The organism is Ramlibacter sp. PS3R-8, from assembly GCF_037572435.1.
Lineage (GTDB): Bacteria > Pseudomonadota > Gammaproteobacteria > Burkholderiales > Burkholderiaceae_C > Ramlibacter.
On sequence record NZ_JBBHGT010000003.1, the window covers coordinates 467,641 to 488,666 of the forward strand.

Below are 21,026 nucleotides of genomic sequence, written 5' to 3' on the forward strand. Positions count from 1 at the left end.
GGCGGGTGGTGAGTGAAACGAACCCCGGCGCTCTGCCGGCCGGGGTTCCTGTCGTCACCCCAGCCTACGGGGAGCCTCAGCCGATCTCTGCCAGCAGGCGCTGGGCGCGCGACTTCAGGTCGCCCGACGCTTCGGCCAGCACTTCCTCGGCCAGGCTGCGCGCGCCGTCGGTATCGCCGATGGCATTGAATTCCTCGGCCAGCGACAGCTTGGTGGCCAGCGGGCTGTCACCGCCGTCGGCCAGGCCGGTCTCCGCACCACCGACTGCCGGCAGCGGGTCCATGCGCATGGCGGGCGCCGCCGCAACGGGGGCGGGACTGGGCGCGGGAGCCGGGGCGGGAGCGGGAGCAGGCGCGCTCGGCGGCAGGTCCAGGGACAGGCCGCCGAGGTCGAATTCGAGCATCTCGCCCTTGGCGGCGGCAGGAGCGGCGACCGGCGCGGCCTGGGCCGGCGAGGGCAGGTCGAAGTTGAGGCTGTTCTCGTCGAGCGTCAGGTCCGGCGTTTCCAGGCGCACGGGTTGCGTCTTCTCGTGCATCGTCGGCAACTCCGCCTTCGCCGGCGCCGGCGCCGCGCGTGCCGGCGCAGCAGCGACGGGCGTACGGACCGGTGCGGCGGGCTCGGGCTCGTCACCGAGCGAGAAGTCGAGGTCCAGGTCGATGTCGGCCGCCGCGGGAGCCGCCTGCGCCGGGATGGGACGGGTCGCGTTGAAGCTGGTGGGGCTGGCCACCGCCGCCGCGGCAACGGCGCCGGCGCCCGGTTGCCCGCCAGGGCGGTACATCGGGTTGGAGGCGTCCAGTTCGCGGCCCAGCTCGCAGATATGGTCCCACTCCGGGCCGCTGCCCTGCGTCAGGTTGTAGGCCTCGGCCGCCACCACCTCGAACGCCTTGGCGTCGCGCCGCTTGGCATAGATCTCCAGCAGCTTGCCGTGGATGGCCACGCGCTGCGGGTTGATGCGCAGGGCTTCCTTGAGGATTTCCTCGGCCTGCAGGTCGCGGCCATAAGCCAGGTACACGTCCGCCTCGGCCACCGGATCCACGTCGCCCGCGGCATCCAGCTGGCTGGGCGAATAGACCATGGAGGAGCCGGTCGGATTGTTCGTCTCGGCCGTGTCGATGCGCTGGCCGCCGCTGGCGCCGAAGAAGGAGTCCGGCTGCAGGCGGCTTTCGAGGAACGAGCTGTCGACGGAAGCCGTCTTGCGCTTCTGGCGCATCTTGTAGAAGCCGAATCCGAGCAGCACCGCGAGCAGGCCGACGGCCAGCGCAGGGATCAGCGGATTGGCGAGCACGTCGTCCAGCAGGCTCGGCTCCGGCGGCGGCGCGGCGGAGGCAGGCGTCGGCGTGCGGGCCGGCGTGGCAGCGGCGATCGGCGCGCTCGCGCCGGCCTGGGCGGCTGTGGCGCCCGGCGTGGCGGCAATCGCAGCGGAAGCAGCGCCTTGCGGTGCTGCGGCCGGCGTGGTGCTCGTGCCGGTGGCGGGCGTGGGGGCCGGTGCAGGGGCCGCGGCGGCGGGTGCCGGTGCAGGTGTGGGAGCCGGCGTTGCCGCGACCACCGGAGCAGGCGCGGGAGTGGGCGCAGCAGCAGCGGGTGCGGGTGCCGGGGCCGGACTGGCAGTGGGTGCGCGCGCAGTTGCAGGTGCGGGCGTCGGAGCAGGTGCGGGAGTTGCCGCAGCCGGAGCCGGCGTCGCGGCCGGGACGGGCCGGGTCGCAGCCGGAGCCGGCGTCGTGGCCGGTACGGCCGATGCGGGCCTGGCAGCCGGAGCCGCCGTCGTAGCAGCCGGCACGGCCGCCGACGCGGCGCGGGCCGAGGTGCCCGCGGGCGCCGTCGCGGCGGGTGCCGACACGCCTGGGGGCGCCGCGAGGCCAGGCGCGGGGCGCGTGCCAGTGCCGCTGCCGGTGCCGCTGCCCGAGCCGGCGCCAGGGGGAGTGCCGGTCAGCTTGTTCAGGTCCGCGATGTTCTTGTTCAACTCCGCCACGCGGGTCGACGAGTCCTTGTTCGCGCGTTCGCGTGCGATCTGGTCCGCGGTGGACGGCTTGCCCTGCACCGCGCCCTTGGACAGCGTCAGCTTGTCCGGGCTGGCCGTGGCGGGCTTCTTGTCTTCCACCCGGGCCTGCACCGTGCCGGAGGCCTGGCGGCTGGCGCTCGCGACCGTCGCGGGGGGCAGGCCTTCGGCCAGTCGACGGCGGTATTCGTTGAAGTCGCGGCTCTGGGCCACGATGGTCTGGCGCGCTTCTTCGGGCGGCACGCTGCTGGCCTGGTCGCCTGAAGGAATGTCGACCACCGCCCCGGTCTTCAACCGGTTGACGTTGCCGTCGACGAAGGCATCGGGGCTGCCGCGCAGCATCGCCACCAGCATCTGGTCCAGCGACACGCTGGCCGGCTTGGCGGCGGCCGCGAGCTTGCCGGCGGTATCCCCGCTCTGCACGGTGACTCGCTTGCCACTCGCGTCCCCGGCCGGTGCGGGGGACGGAGATGGTGCGCGCGCCGGCGCCGGTGCGGCAGCAGCAGGCGCACGGGCGGTGGCGGTGCCCTCGGAGGACGCAGCGGTGGCCGGGCGGCTGGCGGGAGCGGCGGCCGCGGGTGCTGGTGCTGGTGTGGGGGTGGTGCGTTGCGACGGTGCCGGGGGCGTGACTTGCGCGGCGATCGGCGCGGACGGCGCCGGCTGCCGTGCCGCGACCGGCGGGTCGAACAGCATGGTGAAGTCGCGCTGGACGCGGCCCGACTGCCAGACGGCGTCCAGGATCACGTCCACGAACGGGTCGTTCACGGGCCGGTCGCTGGCCATCTGCAGGTAGTAGCTGCCGTTGGGGCGCCGCTGCAACGTGATCGTCACGCCGCTGAGCCCCTGGCTGAATTCGAGACCCTTGTCCCGGAACACCGAAGGTTCCGCGATGTTGGCGCGCAGCGACGACACTTCCTCGGGAGTGATCTGGGGAACGTCGATCTCGGCGCGCAGCGGTTCGCCGAGCGCCGATTGCACCGTCACGCGACCGAGTGCAAGGGCGAGCGCGTCGGGACTGGCGAACCCGAAAGTGACAGCCGCCGCAAGAGCCAGCGTGGACAGACGCAGCTTCGGCAAGCCTTCCGATTTCGTCGTCCCTACTGCTCGTTTCGAAGGCAGTCTTGTTCTCTTCATGCGGCCCATCGCCTGGAGGCTAAATCGAAAAAGGACCATAACAGCAACGACATAGGCTGACAAGCTGAGACACCTCTTAACGTCGGCGCGACGCAAACTCACACCTTGTCTCGGGTGCTCTTGTTGTCGCGTCACAACGTGCGCGATCCCGCAGCTCACGGCTGCGGGATGCGAGAAGGGGCGCGCAAGGCCCCCGTTTTGTCAGGCTTCGATCAGGATGCGCAGCATGCGGCGCAGCGGCTCCGCGGCCCCCCACAACAGCTGGTCGCCGATGGTGAACGCGCCCACGTACTCCGGACCCATCGCCAGCTTGCGGATGCGGCCGACGGGGATGTCCATCGTCCCGGTGACGGCCACGGGAGTCAGCCCCTGCAGCGTCGCCTCGCGGGTGTTCGGCACGACCTTGGCCCAGGGGCTGTCGGCGGCGATCAGCGCTTCGATGTCCGCCACGGGCACGTCCTTCTTCAACTTGAAGGTCAGGGCCTGGCTGTGGCAGCGCATCGCTCCCACTCGCACGCAAAAGCCATCGACGGGGACGGCGTCGCTGCCGAAGCCCGGCCCCTGGCCCAGGATCTTGTTGGTCTCGGCGCCGGCCTTCCATTCTTCACGCGACACCCCGCCCCCCAGGTCCTTGTCGATCCACGGGATCAGCGAACCACCCAGCGGCACGCCGAAATTGGTGGTCTCTTCGCCGGTCATGGACTGCTGGCGGGCCAGCACCTTGCGGTCGATCTCGAGGATGGCGGACTTGGGGTCATCGAGCAGATTGCGTACTTCCGCATTCAATGCGCCGAACTGCGTGAGCAGCTCGCGCATGTGCTGCGCGCCGCCGCCGGAGGCAGCCTGGTAGGTCATGCTGGTCATCCACTCGACCAGCCCCGCCTTGTACAGCGCGCCCACGCCCATCAGCATGCAGCTGACGGTGCAGTTGCCGCCGATCCAGTTGCGGCCGCCCTTTCCCAGGGCGTTGCGGATCACCGGCAGGTTCACCGGGTCCAGGATGATGATCGCGTCATCCTTCATGCGCAGCGTCGACGCCGCATCGATCCAGTGGCCGCTCCAGCCGGCCGCGCGCAGCTTGGGGAAGACCTCGGTGGTGTAGTCGCCGCCCTGGGCGGTGATGACGATGTCGCACTTTCTCAGTGCGTCGATGTCGAACGCGTCCTTCAGCGTCTTCTCGTTCTTCGCCTGCGCGGGCGCCTTGCCGCCGGCGTTGGAAGTGGAGAAGAAGACCGGCTCGATCAGGCCGAAGTCGCCTTCGGCCTGCATGCGGTCCATGAGGACCGACCCGACCATGCCGCGCCAGCCGACGAGGCCGACCAGCGGTTGTTGTCCGTTCGTGAGTTTCATCGCGGCGCCCTTTCAGTTGAATCCTGTGTCCCCCGGCTCGTTCGGCCTGGGGAGGGCGCGACGAACCGGAGCTTGCTAGCCCTTGGGGGTCTTCTTGGTGATGGCAGCCACGACCGCATCGCCCATTTCGCGGGTGCCGACCTTGCGGGTGCCATCAGAGAAAATGTCCGCCGTCCGCAGGCCCTGGGACAGCACGTCCTTCACCGCGGACTCGATGCGGTCGGCGGCTTGGGGCTGGTTGAGGGAGAAGCGGAGCATCATGGCGGCTGACAATATTGTAGCCAAAGGATTCGCAATCCCCTTGCCGGCGATGTCGGGGGCGCTGCCGTGGGACGGCTCATACAGGCCCTGGTTGCTGGCGTTCAGGCTGGCGGAGGGGAGCATGCCGATGGATCCGGTCAGCATGGCGGCCGCATCGGACAGGATGTCGCCGAACATGTTGCCGGTGACCATCACGTCGAAGCTCTTGGGCTGCTTGACCAGTTGCATGGCGGCGTTGTCCACGTACATGTGGTCCAGCTTCACGTCGGGATATTGCTGGCCTACCTCGGTGACCACGTCCTTCCAGAACTGGAAGGTTTCCAGCACGTTGGCCTTGTCGACGCTCGTCACCTTCTTGCCACGCTTGCGGGCCGCCTGGAAAGCGACGTGCGCGATGCGTTCGATTTCCGGGCGCGTGTAGCGCATGGTGTCGAAGGCTTCCTCGGCGCCGGGGAAGTTGCCGTCGGGGGACGTCCTGCGGCCGCGGGGCTGGCCGAAGTAGATGTCGCCGGTGAGCTCGCGGATGATCAGGATGTCGAGGCCCGACACCAGCTCGGGCTTCAGGCTCGACGCGTGGGTGAGCTGTTCGTAGCAGATCGCCGGGCGGAAATTGGCGAACAGGCCGAGGTTCTTGCGCAGGCCGAGGATGGCCTGCTCGGGGCGGAACTGGCGTTCGAGCTTGTCGTACTTCCAGTCGCCCACCGCGCCGAACAGCACGGCGTCGGCTTCCTTGGCGAGCTTGAGCGTCGCCTCGGGCAACGGGTGCCCATGCCTGTCGTAGGCGACGCCGCCGACGTCGGCGGTCTCCATCTCGAACTTCAGGTCGAGGACGTTCAGGACCTTGACGGCCTCGGCGACGATCTCGGTGCCGATGCCGTCACCGGGGAGGATGGCTATTTTCATTGGTGTTCTCTCTCATGGGAAAAGCCAGCATCCGGACGCAGAAGGCGCAGAAGTTACGCAGAAGTCGCAAAAGGGATGCAAGAAGATTTTTCTTGGAAGTCGTTCTGCGACTTCTGCGTAACTTCTGCGTTTTCTGCGTCCGGCAGTTGGGTTTAGAGGGTGCGCGCCAACCAAGGCTTGGTTGCGAGACGCTGCGCTTCGAAGGCACGGATCTTGTCGGACTGGCGCAGGGTCAGGCCGATGTCGTCGAAACCATTCATCAGGCAGAACTTGCGGAAGCCCTGCACTTCGAACGGAATCTCCTCGCCCTGCGGCTTCACCACGACCTGGCGGTCCAGGTCCACGGTCAGTTCGTAGCCGGGGAACGCGAACACCTCGTCGAAAAGCTTCGCCACGGTGGCCTCCGGCAGCACGATCGGCAGCAGGCCGTTCTTGAAGCAGTTGTTGAAGAAGATGTCGGCGAAGCTCGGCGCGATCAGCGCACGGAAGCCGTACTGCTGGATGGCCCACGGCGCGTGCTCACGTGACGAACCGCAGCCGAAATTCTTGCGCGCCAGCAGCACCGACGCATTCTTGTAGCGCGGCTGGTTCAGGATGAAATCCGGATTCGGCTTGCGTTTGGTGATGTCCTCGCCCGGCTCGCCCGGATCGAGGTAGCGCCACTCGTCGAACAGGTTCGGGCCGAAGCCCGTCTTGCGGATCGACTTGAGGAACTGCTTGGGAATGATCGCGTCGGTGTCGACGTTCTCGCGGTCGATGGGGGCGACGATGCCCTTGTGGATGGTGAACTTGTCCATGTCGTGTCTTTCGGTGTTCAGGCGAACTGGCGCACGTCGACGAAATGACCGTGCACCGCCGCGGCCGCGGCCATGGCGGGGCTCACGAGGTGCGTGCGGCCGCCCGCGCCTTGCCGGCCTTCGAAGTTGCGGTTGCTGGTGGAGGCGCAGCGCTCGCCCGGCTCCAGCCGGTCCGCGTTCATCGCCAGGCACATGGAGCAGCCCGGCTCGCGCCATTCGAAACCGGCGGCCCGGAAGATCTTGTCCAGCCCTTCGCGCTCGGCCTGTTCCTTCACCACGCCGGAGCCCGGCACCACCATCGCCACCTTGATGCTGGACGCGACCTTCATGCCCAGCTTCTTCACCAGCGCGGCGGCTTCGCGCATGTCCTCGATGCGGCTGTTGGTGCAGGAGCCGATGAACACCTTGTCCACGAACACGTCGTTCATCGGCTTGCCCGGCTGCAGGCCCATGTACTTCAGCGCGCGCTCGATGGCGTCGCGCTTGTTCGGGTCCTTCTCCTTCTCGGGATCCGGCGTGCGGCCGTCGATGCCGGTCACCATCTCGGGAGAGGTGCCCCAGGTGACCTGCGGCAGGATCTGCGCGGCGTCGAGCTTGACGACGGCGTCGAACTTCGCGTCCGGGTCGGACTGCAGCGTGCGCCAGTACGCGACGGCCATGTCCCACTCCACGCCGGTCGGCGCCAGCAGCCGGCCGCGGACGTACTCGATGGTCTTCTCGTCGACGGCCACCAGGCCGGCACGGGCGCCGGCTTCGATCGCCATGTTGCACACCGTCATGCGGCCTTCCATGCTCAGCGCCCGGATCGTGCTTCCCGCGAATTCGATCGTGTAGCCGGTGCCGCCGGCGGTGCCGATCTTTCCGATGATGGCCAGCACGACGTCCTTGGCGGTCACGCCCCGGGCCAGCTTGCCGTCCACCTGCACCAGCAGGTTCCTGGCCTTCTTCGCCAGCAGGGTCTGCGTGGCCAGCACGTGCTCGACCTCGGAGGTGCCGATGCCGTGCGCCAGCGCGCCGAACGCCCCGTGCGTCGAGGTGTGCGAATCGCCGCAGACCACCGTCATGCCGGGCAGCGTCGCGCCCGACTCCGGGCCGATCACGTGCACGATGCCCTGGCGCTTGGACAGGAACGGGAAGTACGCCGCCGAGCCGAACTCCGCGATGTTCTTGTCCAGCGTGGTGACCTGCTCCTTGGAGATGGGGTCCGTGATGCCGTCGTAGCCCAGCTCCCAGCCGGTCGTGGGCGTGTTGTGGTCCGCGGTGGCCACCACGGAGCTGATGCGCCAGACCTTGCGGTTGGCGACGCGCAGCCCTTCGTAGGCCTGCGGGCTCGTCACCTCGTGCACCAGGTGGCGGTCGATGTAGAGGATGGAGGTGCCGTCCTCCTCGGTGTGGACGACGTGTTCGTCCCAGATCTTGTCGTACAGGGTGCGTCCCATGGGGCTTCCTTTGGTCTCGAAAAATTCTATGCGGCGAGCGCGGCGGCTCCCGTCTCCGCGCGCTCGCGGAGATGGTCGACGAGCAGGCGCGCGGTGAGGGGCAGGGTGGAGAAGTCGCGCGCGACCAGGCGGATGTCGCGTCGCGTCCAGGCATCCGTGAGGCCCACGCATTCCAGGTCGCCCACGCCGTGCATCAGCGTGAACGCGCGGTGGGGCATGACGCCGACGCCGAGGCCGTTGTGGATCATGCGGCACATGGCGTCGAGGCCGGTGACGTGGATGCGCAGGCGGATCGGACGGCCCACCGCCGCTGCGGCCTCGCGCATCGCCAGGTGGATCGAGCTGTTGGAATGCAGGCCGACGTGGTCGCAGTCGAGCGTGTCCTCGAACGCGATCGCCTTGCGGCGCGACAGCGCGTGACCCCGGGGCACGATCAGGACCAGCTCGTCCTGCCGGTACGGCAGCGTCTGCAGTTCGTGGCCGGTCGCCGCGGAGATGTTGCAGATGCCCAGGTCCGCCGCGCCTTCGTGCACGGCACGCAGCACCTCGGTGCTGAGGTGCTCCTCCAGGTCGATCTTCACCTGCGGGTGTTCGCTGCTGAACGCCCCGAGATCTTCCGGCAGGAACTGCACGATGGCGGAGATGTTGGCGTGGATGCGGACGTGGCCGCGCACGCCGTCGGCGTATTCGGACAGTTCGGCCTGCATCTTCTCCAGGCTGAACAGGACGCTGCGCGCGTGGTGCAGCAGGCTCTCCCCGGCCGGGGTGAGCTTCACGCCGCGGGTGTGGCGATACAGCAGCGGCGTCTCGAGCGTGGCTTCCAGGTCGGACAGCCGCTTGCTGACGGCCGACGCGGCGATGAATTCACGCTCGGCCGCGCGCCCGATGGACCCCAGCTCGCACACAGCGACAAACAGCTGCAGCGAGGTCAGGTCGATCCGGCGGGCAAAGGAGCGTTCGGTGGGGCGCATGGTCCAGTCATCGCCGGCGGCGATGGCGTACGGGCATTTTCCCAAAGAAACGCGGCGCCAGCCATCGCGATACGCGATGACCGCCTTTCCGGAGTGGGCGAATCAGCCGGGCAGGAAGGCTTCGTGCACGGCGCTCTGGATGCCGCCGCCCATGACCGGGCCGCCGCCGGCAACGTGGATCGCATCTCCCAGGGCAGCAGCACCGAGCCCGTGCCGGGGCGTCGCCATGGGGGCGAACTGTTCCCAGCGGTCCCCAGCGATGTCGTAGGCCTCGTTCTGGCCGAACACCCGGTTGGTGCCCTCGCCGCCCATCACGAAGATTCGGGTACCCACCAGCACCGCGCCATGGCCGGAGCGAGCGGTCGGCAGCGGGTTGCGCGCGGTCCACTTGTCCGCGCTGGGGTCCCAGGTGTGGTGCAGGTTGCTGTTGGTGTGGAAGCTGTCGACGCGTCCGCCGATGACGTGGACCAGTCCGTTGGCCACCACGGCACCGACGTGGTCGCGGGCGGTAGGCAGCGGCGCCGCCCGGGTCCAGCGGTCCGCCCCCGGGTCGTACAGCAGGTGCCAGTCGAGCGACCGCTTGGCGTCGAAGGTGTCGCCGACGGCGCCGCCGATGCCGTGCAGGCGTCCGCCGATGGCCACGCAAGCCACCGAGCCGCAGGGCTGCGGCAGCGGCGCCACGCGGGACCAGCGATTGTCCGCCGCCGTCCAGGCGAAGCATTCCGCGTGCGGCTTGCGATTTTGCTCGACGAATCCGCCGATCGCATAGAGCCGGTCGCCCAGGACGGCGACGCCGACGTGGTTGGCGCCGAGCGGCAGGGACGCGGCTTCGCTCCAGGCGTCGGCCTTCGGGTCGTACACCTGGTGGTAGGGGCGGTCGACGCGCTGCTCGCCGTAGCCGCCGACCAGGTGCATGCGCCCCTGCATCGCGACCGCCCACGCCATCTCGCTGCGCGGCAGCGGCAGCGGCGCGCGCGCCACCCAGCGGCCGGGCCGGGTGGCCTTGGGCGCCGGGCTGTCGAAGACGTTCTGCTGCGCGGCCTGCTGCGGCCGGTCGATGCGGCCGGGCGCCGCGAGTCGCTCGTACATCGGGCCGTGATCGGCATGCGACGCTCGCCGCGCCGGTTGGGCACAGGCCACCAAGGCGGCGGGACCGGCGAGGACGAGGGTGCGGCGGGACAGTTGCATGCGGGCTCCTGCTTCGGCCGTGCAGCATAGACGCGCCCGTGGCTGGTGTCACCCGCACCGCATGCGGTACAACGCGGCCGTGCCCGAAAGGATTTCGATGCCACGCCATGCAGCCCTGCTGCTCGCCGTCTGCTGGTTTGCCGCGACCGCGGGCGCGCAGGAGCGGCGCAATGCCTTCGACGATCCGTTCCTCCAGGTGACCTCGTCCCTGCCCGGATGCCCGGTCCCGCGGCCGCCCGGCTTCACCGAGGAAGAGGTGCGCAAAGAGGCGCACGTGCGCGCCCAGCACGGCAACAGCTGCTACCGGTCCGGGCGCTGCCGGCTGCCGAACTCCTATCTCTACGACAAGGAGATCATTCCCCGCGTCCAGCAGTACATCCGCATGGACGGCCGCTTCGACGACACCTCGGTCTGGATCCTGGGCGAGCGCAGGCTGGTCACGTTGATGGGCTGCGTGAAGACCAGGGAGCAGGCCGAGCAGATGGAGCAATCGGTCCGGCTGGTCGACGACGTGATGGGGGTGGTGAACCACCTGATGGTCGGGACCCGGGAAAAGCCGAAGTACTAGCGTCGCCAACCGGGATAGGTCATCATCCGCGCAGGAACTCATGGGTGTGATGACCAAGACCTCCAGAACGCAAGAGCCGGTCCGGTTCCTGCTCGGCCTGTCGTTCATGGTCGCTGCCGCCGCCGCCGGCGCGGCGGGCGAGGATGCCGCCACCATTCCCGCCTTTCGCAGCCTCGACTCGATGGAAGCGCGCGTCCAGGGCTGCGTCACCTGCCATGGCCAGCAGGGGCAGGGCACCAACAACGACTACTTCCCGCGCATCGCCGGCAAGCCCGCGGGCTACCTGCACAACCAGTTGCGCGCCTTCCACGACGGCAGCCGCCGCTATGCGCCGATGAACTACCTCATCGCGTACATGACCGACGACTACCTCAAGGAGATCGCGGAGTACTTCTCCGGCCTGCGGCCGCCGTTCGCCCCGCCGACACCCGCCAGCCTGCCGGCCGAAGCGCTGGAGCGCGGCCGCACGCTGGTCCAGAACGGCGACGCTTCGCGGCAAATCCCGGCTTGTGTCGGCTGCCATGGCACGCGCCTCACCGGCATGGTGCCGGGCATCCCGGGGCTGGTCGGCCTGCGTCCCAACTACATCTCCGCCCAGCTCACGCGTTGGCGCGCCGGCGAGCGCAAGGCCGCCGCACCCGACTGCATGCACCGCATCGCGACGCGGTTGAACGATCCGGAAATCGCGGCCGTGGCGGCCTGGCTGGCCGCGCAAGCGGCGCCGCGCGACCCGGCGCCGGATGCGCGAGACACCGTGCGGATGCCGCTTGCCTGCGGGAGCCAGCGATGAGGCGCGGCACCCGGATCCTGTTGGGGCTTGGCGCTCTGGGCGTCGTGGCCGGCGGCGCGGCGCTGCTGTGGGACTACCAGCCCTGGAACAAGCTGCAGGTGGCCGCTCCCAGCGCCGCCCCGCGCAACGACGTCATCTCGCGCGGCGAGTACCTGGCGCGCGTCGGCGATTGCGTGGCCTGCCACACCGCGCCGGGCGGCCGCGAGTTCGCCGGGCTGCGGCAGATGGCCACGCCCTTCGGCAGCATCTACGCTCCCAACGTCACGCCCGACGACGAGACCGGCATCGGCACCTGGACCGCCGACGACTTCTACCGGATGATGCACACGGGCCGCTCCAAGAAGGGCGAGGTCCTGTACCCGGCGATGCCTTACGCCAACTACACCAAGGTGACGCGCGAGGACTCGGACGCCATCTACGCCTACCTGATGTCGGTGCCGCCGGTGAAGCAGCCGAACCGGCCGCACGAGCTGCGCTTCCCCTTCAACCAGCGCGAGCTGCTGGTCGGCTGGCGCACGCTGTACTTCAAGCAAGGCGTGTACGAGGCCGACACGAAGCAAAGCAAGGAGTGGAACCGGGGCGCCTACCTGGTGCAGGGCCTGGGCCACTGTTCCATGTGCCACACGGCAGTCTCCGCGCTGGGCGGGTCGCGGGACCAGCAGGCCTTCAGCGGCGGGATGATCCCCAACCAGAACTGGTACGCGCCATCGCTGACTTCCAACCGCGAGGCGGGCCTGGGCGAATGGGACATCAAGGACATCACCGACCTGCTGCAGGCCGGCGCCTCCAAGCGCGCCACCGTCTACGGGCCGATGGCGGAAGTCACTTTCCACAGCCTGCAGTACATCAACGACGAGGACGCCCGGGCGATGGCGGTGTACCTGAAGTCGCTGCCGCCCAAGAACGAGCCGCTGCCGACGCCGCAGGCGCAGATGGTGGCGCCGGGGACCATGGAATCGGGCCGGCGCATCTATGCCAAACAGTGCGCGATGTGCCACGGCGACGAGGGCAAGGGCTATCCGCCGGCTTTCCCGCCGCTGGCCAACAACCAGTCGATCGAAATGGCCTCCCCGGTGAACGCGGTGCGCATGATCCTCAATGGCGGCTACGCGCCGGCAACGCACAGGAATCCGCGGCCTTACGGCATGCCGCCATTCGCCCACCTGCTCAATGACGAAGAGATCGCCGCAGTCGCCACCTACGTGCGCGTGGCCTGGGGCAACGGCGGCACCCCCGTGACGCCGGCGCAAGCCAACGCGCTTCGTTCCGTGACGCAGGAGTAGCCATGCACGACGAACACGGAGAGGAGGACAAGGCGGTGGACGAGATCGTGCGGCAAGGCCCCTCGGGCACGTGGGCCGTGGCCGGCGTAGCCACCTTCATCGTGCTGCTCGTGTACGTGCTGTTCTACTTCCTGGCCTACCTGCCACGGGGGGTGATGGAATGAGCGCCGTCGCGCCTGCCGCAGGCGGCGACGTTGCCGAGCGGGCGGAACGCCGCTGGGCCTGGGTCGTGGCGGCCATCATCTTCGTGCTGGTCGCGATGATGGTCTTCACGGGCGTGCACTGGGCCGCGATGCCGCCGTCCCGCGTGGAACCGATCGATCCCCGCACCCTGCACATGGCCGGCGAGTTCGTGGAGGACAACCTGGGCACCCGGGTCGAGGAGGACGGCAAGGTGGTCGTGCGGCTGGTCGCGCAGCAGTACTCGTTCACGCCGCAGTGCATCGTGGTACCGGCCGGCACCCCGGTCACCTTCCGCGGCACGGCCAGCGATGCGGTCCATGGCTTCGTCGTGGGCAGGACGAACGCCAACGTGATGCTGATCCCGGGCTTCGTCTCCACCTTCACCACCCGCTTCCCGAAAGCCGGGGAACAGCTGATGCCTTGCCACGAGTACTGCGGCACCGGCCACGAAGGCATGTGGGCCCGGGTGCAGGTCATCGATGCGGTGGAGTTCCTGCAGAAAGTGAAGCCAGGAAAGGCGATGAGCTGTGTTCCTCGCTAGACGACTCGTCCTGGCCCACTTCTGGGTGGCCTTCATCGCCTTCGCGGTCGCCCTGGTGCTGGGCGAATGGCAGATGGTGGTGCGCAGCCCGATGCATCCCTGGGTGGGCAACCCGGAGCTGTACTACCGGTCCGTCACGGCGCACGGCACCGTCATGGGCTACGTGCTGCCCACGCTGGTAGCCATGGGTTTCGGCTATGCGCTGACGGAGCTCGCCCTGAAACGGCCGCTCCTGGGCCTGCGCTGGGCCTGGGCGAGCTTCTGGATGGTGGTGGCGGGCACGGTGATGGCGGCGACCCCCGTGGCGCTGGGCAAGGCATCGGTGCTGTACACCTTCTACCCTCCGATGCTCGCCAACGTCTTCTACTACCTGGGCATCGTGCTGGTGGTGGTGGGCTCCTGGGTGTGGGTGGGCCTCACGTCCTGGAACGTGCACCGCTGGAAGAAGGACCACCCCGGCGAAAAGATTCCGCTGGCGATGTTCGGCAATGCGGCGGGCGCCTACCTGTGGGCCTGGACCTCGGTCGGCGCGGCGTCCGAGATCCTGCTGCTGATCCTGCCGGCCGCCTTCGGCTGGCGCGACACCATCGACGCCGGCCTGTCGCGCGTGCTGTTTTCCTGGACGCTGCACGCCATCGTCTACTTCTGGCTGATGCCGGCCTACATCGCGTTCTACACGATCATCCCGCGCGCCATCGGCGGCCGCCTGTACAGCGACACGATGGGACGCGTGGCCTTCGTGCTGTTCCTGGTGTTCTCGATGCCGATCGGCATCCATCACCTCTTCGCGGATCCGCAGGTGGGGGCCGGGTTCAAGTTCGTGCACGCGGTGTTCACGGCCATGGTGTCCGTGCCGACGCTGCTGACGGTGTTCACCATCTGCGCCTCGGCGGAGATCGCGGGGCGCCTGCGGGGAGGCCGCGGCGCCTTCGGCTGGGTGAAGGCCCTGCCCTGGTCCAACCCCTACATGCTGGCGGTGACCTTCAGCTTCATCATGCTGGGGTTCGGCGGCGCGGGCGGCATCATCAACATGAGCTACCAGCTCAACGAAACCATCCACAACACCCAGTGGGTCACGGGCCATTTCCACCTGATCTTCGCCGGCGCGATCGTGATCATGTACTTCGTGATCGCCTATGACCTGTGGCCGCACCTGCTGCGCTGCGCGCCGCTGAACGAGCGCCTGATGCGTTGGCAGCTGTGGCTCTGGTTCGTCGGCATGATGGTCACCACGATCCCCTGGCACTTCGCCGGGCTGCTCGGCGCGCCGCGCCGCATGGCGTACTTCGACTACACGCATCCGGCGCTGCAGCCGCAGGCGCTCACGGTGACCATCTCGTCGATCGGGGGCCTGCTGCTGGTGGTCTCCGGCCTGCTGTTCATCTGGATCCTGGCCACCGCGCGCCGCGGCGCCCCGGAGCCGACTGTCTACACTTTCAGCACGCCGGTGCACGACGGCCCCGTGCCCGCGGCCCTCAACAGCTTCGCGCTGTGGATCGCCCTGATGGTCGGCCTGACGGTGGTGAACTACGGATTTCCCATCGTGCAGCTGGCGCTGATGCCGGGAACCTCGGTGCCGGTGATCCCGGTCGGGGGCGCGCGATGACCGTGCCGCCGAAGCTGCTGACGGGGCCCGTGCGGCTGGCGCTGGCCGCGCTGGCCGTATTGCTGGTGCTTTCCGTCTTGGTCGGCTTCCTCTGGCTGCCGATGGTGAAGCCCGACTTTGCGCAGGGCGGCCTCTGGGACGCGATCTGCCGGGCCGCCGGCGTGCCGGCGAGCTGGTCCGCGCCGCTCGCAAGCACGGACGCGGGAGCGAGCCGCGTGGCCATGGTGCCGGCGCTCACCGGCTCCGCCGGTGGCGACGTCGGCAAGGGCGGCACGCTGGCGCAGCGCTGCACCATGTGCCACGGCGCGCGCGGCGTCAGCGCGTCGGACGTGCCGAACCTCGCCGGCCAGTATTCGGAAGTGACGTACAAGCAGCTGGTCGACTACAAGAACGGCCAGCGGCGGCATACGCTGATGCAGGCCCTGGCGCAGGGCCTGGAAGATCAGGACATCCGGGACCTGGCGGCCTTCTACGCGCAGTTGCCGCGGCCTTCGCCGGCCCTGGCGGCCACCCCGGTGCCCGCGCTGGTCAACGTGGGCGACCCGATGCGCAACGTGGCGCCTTGCGCGTCCTGCCATGGCGGCATCGACCAGAAGCCCGGCAGCCCCTGGCTGGAAGGCATGCCGCACGCTTATCTTGCCGGGCAACTCAAGGCGTTCGCCGCCGGTGAAAGGCGCAACGACGGCCACGGCGTCATGCGCAACATCGCGCGGCAGATGAAGCCCGAAGAGATCGAGGCGACGGCGCGGTACTACGCGAGCCGGACGATCGAGGGCGTGCGTCCGGCGGCTGAGCCCGCAAGGTAGCAGACGTGAAAAAGCCCGCGGGTGCGGGCTCTCGAAGGACTTGTCATCGCGGGGCTCGACCCCGGATGACTTTCTTCACGCGCTCATGCGTTCAACGCTGCTCGAGCGACTTCACGTCCCGGCGCACCGAGCCGGTGTACAGCTGGCGGGGGCGGCCGATCTTGTACTCCGGGTCGCCGATCATTTCGTTGAGCTGCGCGATCCAGCCGACCGTGCGGGCCAGCGCGAAGATCGCGGTGAACAGGCTCACCGGGATGCCGATGGCGCGCTGCACGATGCCCGAATAGAAGTCCACGTTCGGGTACAGCTTGCGCGAGACGAAGTACTCGTCTTCCAGCGCCACCTTTTCCAGGGCCATCGCCAGCTTGAACAGCGGGTCGTTCTGCAGGCCGAGTTCGGCCAGCACTTCGTGGCAGGTCTCGCGCATCAGCTTGGCGCGCGGGTCGTAATTCTTGTACACGCGGTGGCCGAAGCCCATCAGCTTGACGTTGGAGTTCTTGTCCTTGACCTTGGCCACGAACTCGCCGATCTTGGCCACGCCGCCCATCTTCTGGATGTCGCCCAGCATGTTGAGCGCCGCTTCGTTGGCGCCGCCGTGCGCCGGGCCCCACAGGCAAGCCACGCCGGCCGCGATGGCGGCGAACGGGTTGGTGCCCGACGAGCCGCACAGCCGCACGGTGGAGGTGGAGGCATTCTGCTCGTGGTCGGCATGCAGGATGAAGATGCGGTCCATCGCGCGCACCAGCACGTCGTTGGGCTTGTAGTCCTCGCACGGCGTCGCGAACATCATGTGCATGAGGTTCTCGGTGTACGACAGCGAGTTCTTCGGGTAGATGTACGGCTGGCCGATGGTGTACTTGTACGCCATGGCCACCAGCGTGGGCATCTTGGCGATCAGGCGGATCGCGGAGATCTCGCGGTGCTCGGGATTGGTGATGTCCGTGCTGTCGTGATAGAAAGCCGACAGCGCGCCGACCAGGCCGGTCATCACCGCCATCGGATGGGCGTCGCGCCGGAATCCGCGCAGGAAGAACTGCATCTGCTCGTTGACCATCGTGTGGTTGGTCACGCGCGAGACGAAGTCCGTCTTCTGCGTCGGGTTGGGCAGCTCGCCGTACAGCAGCAGGTAGCACGTCTCGAGGTAGTCGCACTGCGTCGCCAGCTGCTCGATGGGGTAGCCGCGGTACAGCAGCTCGCCCTTGTCGCCGTCGATGTAGGTGATCGTGGACTGGCACGACGCCGTCGACATGAAGCCCGGGTCGTACGTGAACATGCCGGTCTGGGCATACAGCTTGCGGATGTCGATCACGTCCGGGCCGATGGTGCCGTGGTAGACCGGCATCTCGACGCTGGGACTGCCGTTGCTGAAGGACAGCGTGGCCTTGTTGTCAGCGAGTTTCATGATTGTTCCTGTACGAATTTCAATGCCCACGTCCCGGTGATGCTGCCGGCGGCATGCGCAGCATCTCCAGTACTTCCTTCACGTCGGGCCCGGCCAACGCGCCGTCCGGATCCTTGCGGCGCAGCAGCAAGTCCAGCAGGTCATTGTCGGCCAAGTCCATCAACTCCCCCAGCGCCTCGGCCTGGCGAACCGCCAGTCCGGCCGCGTACCTGTCGAAGAACCGCTCGATGAGAAGGTCGTTCTCGAGCAGGCCGCGCCGGCAGCGCCAGCGCAGCTTGCTCAATCCGCGTTCGTCGAGCAGTGGTTCCGACATTGTTTTCAGACCGCGCGGCGGACCAGCAATTCCTTGATCTTGCCGATCGCCATGGTCGGGTTCAGTCCCTTCGGGCACACGTCCACGCAGTTCATGATCGTGTGGCAGCGGAACAGGCGGTACGGATCTTCCAGGTTGTCCAGCCGCTCGTTGGTGGCCTCGTCGCGGCTGTCGGCGATGAAGCGGTATGCCTGCAGCAGGCCGGCGGGGCCGACGAACTTGTCCGGGTTCCACCAGAAGCTGGGGCAGCTGGTCGAGCAGCTCGCGCACAGGATGCACTCGTACAGGCCATTGAGCTCGTCGCGCTCTTCGGGCGACTGCAGGCGCTCCTTTTCCGGCGGGATCTGGTCGTTGACCAGGTACGGCTTGATCGAGTGGTACTGCTTGAAGAACTGCGTCATGTCCACGACCAGGTCGCGGATGACGGGCAGGCCGGGCAGCGGCTTCAGCACGATCGGCTTGTCACCCAGCTGCAGCAGGTTGGTCAGGCAGGCCAGGCCGTTCTTGCCGTTGATGTTCATCGCGTCCGAGCCGCACACGCCTTCGCGGCAGGACTTGCGGAAGGTGATGGTGGGGTCCTGGGCCTTGAGCTTCATCAGGGCGTCGAGCAACATCCGCTCGCTGCCGTCCAGCTCGATCTCGACCGTCTGCATGTACGGCTTGGCGTCCTTGTCGGGGTCGTAGCGGTAGATGTGGAAAGTGCGCTTGTGCATGAAAGTATCCGTATCCTGAATCTAGGCGGGAATGGCGTGCGCAGAACTACGTAATCAAAACGTCCGGATTTTCGGCGGCACGGAGTCGACAGACAGCGGCTTGAGCTTCACCGGCTTGTACGCGAGGCGGTTGCCCTCGCTGTGCCAGAGGGAGTGCTTCATCCAGTTGGTGTCGTCGCGGCCGACCGGCGCCACCGGGTCGTCGGCGGGGCGCTCGTAGTCGCTCACCGTGTGCGCGCCGCGGCATTCCTTGCGGGCGGCGGCCGAGACGATGGTGGCCTGCGCGGCCTCGATCAGGTTCTCGACCTCCAGCGCCTCGATGCGGGCGGTGTTGAACACCCGCGACTTGTCGCGCAGCTCGATGCCGCCGACGCGCTCGCGCAGCGCCGCGATCTTGCGCACGCCTTCGTCCATGGACGCCTGGGTGCGGAACACGCCGGCGTGCTTCTGCATCGAGGCACGGATGTCGTTGGCCACGTCCTGCGCGTATTCGCCGGACCGGGTGTTGTCCAGCCGGTTCAGGCGCTCCAGCGAGCGGTCCGCCGCATCCGCCGGCAGCGGCTTGTGCGACTTGGAACGGCTGGCGAAGTCGACGATGTGGTTGCCCGCGGCCTTGCCGAACACCAGCAGGTCCAGCAGCGAGTTGGTGCCCAGGCGGTTGGCGCCGTGCACGCTGACGCAGGAGCATTCGCCCACGGCGTACAGGCCATTGAGCGGGCTGTTGTCGTCGCCGTTCTTCTGCAGCACCACCTGGCCGTGGATGTTGGTCGGGATGCCGCCCATCTGGTAGTGGATGGTGGGCACGACCGGGATCGGCTCCCGCGTGATGTCCACGTTGGCGAAGTTCACGCCGATCTCGTACACCGAGGGCAGGCGCTTGTGGATGGTTTCCGCGCCGAGGTGGTCGAGCTTGAGCAGCACATAGTCCTTGTTGGGACCGCAGCCGCGCCCTTCCTTGATCTCCTGGTCCATGGAGCGGGACACGAAGTCGCGCGGGGCCAGGTCCTTCAGCGTGGGCGCGTAGCGCTCCATGAAGCGCTCGCCGTTGCTGTTCAACAGGATCGCGCCTTCGCCCCGGCAGCCTTCGGTGAGCAGCACGCCCGCGCCGGCCACGCCGGTCGGGTGGAATTGCCAGAACTCCATGTCCTCCAGCGGGATGCCGGCGCGTGCCGCCATGCCGAGACCGTCACCGGTGTTGATGAAGGCGTTGGTGGAGGCCTGGTAGATGCGGCCCGCGCCGCCGGTGGCCAGCAGCACGGTCTTGGCGTGCAGCACGTGCAGGTCGCCGGTTTCCATTTCGAGCGCCGTCACGCCGACCACGTCGCCCTCGGCGTCGCGGATCAGGTCCAGCGCCATCCACTCGACGAAGAAGCTGGTGCGCGCCTTCACGTTCTGCTGGTACAGCGTGTGCAGCATGGCGTGGCCGGTGCGGTCGGCCGCGGCGCAGGCGCGCTGCACCGGCTTTTCGCCGTAGTTGGCGGTGTGGCCGCCGAACGGGCGCTGGTAGATCGTGCCGTCCGGGTTGCGGTCGAAGGGCATGCCGAAGTGCTCGAGCTCGTACACGACCTTGGGCGCTTCGCGGCACATGAACTCGATGGCGTCCTGGTCGCCCAGCCAGTCGGAGCCCTTGACCGTGTCGTAGAAGTGGTAGTGCCAGTTGTCTTCCGACATGTTGCCCAGCGAGGCGCCGATGCCGCCTTGCGCCGCCACCGTGTGGGAGCGGGTGGGGAACACCTTGGAGAGAACGGCGACGTTCAGCCCCGCCAGGGAAAGCTGCAGCGACGCGCGCATGCCGGAGCCGCCGGCGCCGACGATGACGACGTCGAACTTGCGGGTGGTGATGTTGTTGTTGGTGTAGGAAGCCATGTTCTTCAAACTCGCCAGAGGACCTGGATCGCCCAGCCCGCGCAGCCCACCAGCCACACGATGACCAGGATCTGCAGCACGAGGCGGATGCCCACGGGCTTGACGTAATCCATCAGCACGTCGCGCATGCCGACCCACACGTGATAGATCAGGGCGACGATGGTGGCGAAGGTCAGGGCCTTCATCCACTGCGGGTGGTAGATGCCGGCCCACTTGTCGTACCCGATGGGGCCGCTGGAGAACAGCACCTGCGCCAGCACCGCCAGGGTGAACAGCGCCATCAGGACGGCGGTGACGCGCTGCGCCAGCCAGTCGCGGGTGCCGTAGTGCGCGCCGACGACCGTGCGCTGCGAACCGTAGTTGACTGCCATTTGCTTGTTGTCCTCGTCAGTTGGGAACAGGGCTGAAGATCTGTCCCGCAGGATTAATAAAGGCCGAACAGCTTGGCGCCGAGGACCACGGTCAGCACCAGGCTGGCGATCAGCGTGAACCTCGCCGAGCTGAAGCCGAAGGCCTTGCTCACCGCCTTGTGGCTGACATCCATCCAGACGTGCCGCACGCCGGCGATGAAGTGGTGCAGGTAAGCCCAGATCAGCGACAGGGCGATCAGCTTGAGCAGCACGCCGCCCGGGCCGTTCTCGAAGGCGTTGCGAAAGCGGGCGAACGAGATTTCCGAGGACACCGAGGTGTCGAACATCCAGATGATCAGCGGCAGCAGCACGAACATCAGGACGCCGCTGACGCGGTGCAGGATGGACACCCAGCCCGCGGCGGGCAGCCGATAGGTCGGCAGGTCCTTGAAGGCGTGGATGTTGCGGAATTCCGGCCGCTTCTTGGCGAGCTCTGGCATGGGGGTTTCTTTCAGGGAGGCTGGCGTGCGTATAGGGGGCAACCCTAAATTCTATTGCAACGCAAC

At 67.9% G+C, this 21,026-nt stretch carries 20 protein-coding genes; 7 read left to right on the forward strand and 13 right to left on the reverse strand.

Annotation, left to right across the window (positions count from 1 at the left end; all coding sequences use genetic code 11):
* Positions 1 to 76: 76 nt before the first annotated feature.
* The 7 genes from WG902_RS13675 to WG902_RS13705 form a co-directional block, all read right to left on the reverse strand.
* A complete protein-coding gene (locus WG902_RS13675; protein ID WP_340060638.1) occupies positions 77 to 3,073 on the reverse strand; it encodes a FimV/HubP family polar landmark protein in 2,997 nt (998 codons plus the stop codon).
* Between the two features lie 258 nt (positions 3,074 to 3,331).
* The gene (gene asd, locus WG902_RS13680) at positions 3,332 to 4,480 is read right to left on the reverse strand and encodes an aspartate-semialdehyde dehydrogenase (RefSeq protein WP_340060639.1); all 1,149 of its coding nucleotides are present in this window, start codon (positions 4,478 to 4,480) and stop codon (positions 3,332 to 3,334) included.
* A gap of 75 nt (positions 4,481 to 4,555) precedes the next feature.
* Positions 4,556 to 5,644, reverse strand: a complete 1,089-nt coding sequence (gene leuB / locus WG902_RS13685; RefSeq protein ID WP_340060640.1) for a 3-isopropylmalate dehydrogenase — start codon at positions 5,642 to 5,644, stop codon at positions 4,556 to 4,558.
* Between the two features lie 152 nt (positions 5,645 to 5,796).
* Entirely contained in the window at positions 5,797 to 6,441 is a 645-nt protein-coding gene (gene leuD, locus WG902_RS13690; protein WP_340060641.1) for a 3-isopropylmalate dehydratase small subunit, read from the reverse strand.
* A 17-nt stretch (positions 6,442 to 6,458) separates the two neighbouring features.
* Complete coding sequence (leuC, locus tag WG902_RS13695) at positions 6,459 to 7,880, reverse strand: 3-isopropylmalate dehydratase large subunit (RefSeq protein WP_340060642.1); 1,422 nt, start codon at positions 7,878 to 7,880, stop codon at positions 6,459 to 6,461.
* A 26-nt stretch (positions 7,881 to 7,906) separates the two neighbouring features.
* Positions 7,907 to 8,851 (reverse strand): LysR family transcriptional regulator, encoded by a 945-nt coding sequence (locus tag WG902_RS13700; protein WP_340060643.1) that lies wholly within the window; start codon positions 8,849 to 8,851, stop codon positions 7,907 to 7,909.
* A 102-nt stretch (positions 8,852 to 8,953) separates the two neighbouring features.
* The gene (locus WG902_RS13705; protein ID WP_340060644.1) at positions 8,954 to 10,039 is read right to left on the reverse strand and encodes a Kelch repeat-containing protein; all 1,086 of its coding nucleotides are present in this window, start codon (positions 10,037 to 10,039) and stop codon (positions 8,954 to 8,956) included.
* Positions 10,040 to 10,136: 97 nt separating this feature from the next.
* Here WG902_RS13705 and WG902_RS13710 point away from each other — a divergent pair, with 97 nt between their 5' ends.
* The 7 genes from WG902_RS13710 to WG902_RS13740 are packed head-to-tail and all read left to right on the forward strand — an operon-like array spanning position 10,137 to position 15,816.
* Positions 10,137 to 10,607 carry a BON domain-containing protein gene (locus tag WG902_RS13710; RefSeq protein ID WP_340060645.1) on the forward strand — a complete coding sequence of 157 codons (471 nt, stop codon included), beginning with the start codon at positions 10,137 to 10,139 and terminating at the stop codon, positions 10,605 to 10,607.
* A 49-nt stretch (positions 10,608 to 10,656) separates the two neighbouring features.
* A complete protein-coding gene (locus tag WG902_RS13715; RefSeq protein ID WP_445263688.1) occupies positions 10,657 to 11,397 on the forward strand; it encodes a c-type cytochrome in 741 nt (246 codons plus the stop codon).
* A complete protein-coding gene (locus WG902_RS13720) occupies positions 11,394 to 12,680 on the forward strand; it encodes a c-type cytochrome (protein WP_340060646.1) in 1,287 nt (428 codons plus the stop codon). Before WG902_RS13715 ends, WG902_RS13720 begins: the two co-directional genes overlap by 4 nt.
* Positions 12,681 to 12,682: 2 nt before the next feature.
* Positions 12,683 to 12,844 (forward strand): hypothetical protein, encoded by a 162-nt coding sequence (locus WG902_RS13725; protein WP_340060647.1) that lies wholly within the window; start codon positions 12,683 to 12,685, stop codon positions 12,842 to 12,844.
* On the forward strand, positions 12,841 to 13,404 hold the full coding sequence (locus WG902_RS13730) for a cytochrome C oxidase subunit II (protein WP_340060648.1): 564 nt from the start codon (positions 12,841 to 12,843) through the stop codon (positions 13,402 to 13,404). The genes WG902_RS13725 and WG902_RS13730 overlap by 4 nt, the downstream gene beginning before the upstream one ends.
* Positions 13,391 to 15,010 (forward strand): cbb3-type cytochrome c oxidase subunit I, encoded by a 1,620-nt coding sequence (locus WG902_RS13735; RefSeq protein ID WP_340060649.1) that lies wholly within the window; start codon positions 13,391 to 13,393, stop codon positions 15,008 to 15,010. Before WG902_RS13730 ends, WG902_RS13735 begins: the two co-directional genes overlap by 14 nt.
* The gene (locus WG902_RS13740) at positions 15,007 to 15,816 is read left to right on the forward strand and encodes a c-type cytochrome (RefSeq protein ID WP_340060650.1); all 810 of its coding nucleotides are present in this window, start codon (positions 15,007 to 15,009) and stop codon (positions 15,814 to 15,816) included. Before WG902_RS13735 ends, WG902_RS13740 begins: the two co-directional genes overlap by 4 nt.
* A gap of 91 nt (positions 15,817 to 15,907) precedes the next feature.
* On the opposite strand, the gene gltA is transcribed toward WG902_RS13740, so the two are convergent.
* The 6 genes from gltA to sdhC are packed head-to-tail and all read right to left on the reverse strand — an operon-like array spanning position 15,908 to position 20,960.
* The gene (gene gltA, locus WG902_RS13745; protein ID WP_340060651.1) at positions 15,908 to 17,218 is read right to left on the reverse strand and encodes a citrate synthase; all 1,311 of its coding nucleotides are present in this window, start codon (positions 17,216 to 17,218) and stop codon (positions 15,908 to 15,910) included.
* 19 nt (positions 17,219 to 17,237) lie between these two features.
* Positions 17,238 to 17,531, reverse strand: coding sequence for an FAD assembly factor SdhE (locus WG902_RS13750; protein ID WP_340060652.1), 294 nt, complete (start codon positions 17,529 to 17,531; stop codon positions 17,238 to 17,240).
* A 5-nt stretch (positions 17,532 to 17,536) separates the two neighbouring features.
* A complete protein-coding gene (locus WG902_RS13755; RefSeq protein ID WP_340060653.1) occupies positions 17,537 to 18,244 on the reverse strand; it encodes a succinate dehydrogenase iron-sulfur subunit in 708 nt (235 codons plus the stop codon).
* A 54-nt stretch (positions 18,245 to 18,298) separates the two neighbouring features.
* Positions 18,299 to 20,110 (reverse strand): succinate dehydrogenase flavoprotein subunit, encoded by a 1,812-nt coding sequence (gene sdhA / locus WG902_RS13760; protein WP_340060654.1) that lies wholly within the window; start codon positions 20,108 to 20,110, stop codon positions 18,299 to 18,301.
* 5 nt (positions 20,111 to 20,115) lie between these two features.
* Positions 20,116 to 20,481 carry a succinate dehydrogenase, hydrophobic membrane anchor protein gene (gene sdhD, locus WG902_RS13765; RefSeq protein WP_340060655.1) on the reverse strand — a complete coding sequence of 122 codons (366 nt, stop codon included), beginning with the start codon at positions 20,479 to 20,481 and terminating at the stop codon, positions 20,116 to 20,118.
* A gap of 53 nt (positions 20,482 to 20,534) precedes the next feature.
* Positions 20,535 to 20,960, reverse strand: coding sequence for a succinate dehydrogenase, cytochrome b556 subunit (gene sdhC / locus WG902_RS13770; protein ID WP_340060656.1), 426 nt, complete (start codon positions 20,958 to 20,960; stop codon positions 20,535 to 20,537).
* Between the last annotated feature and the right edge of the window lie 66 nt (positions 20,961 to 21,026).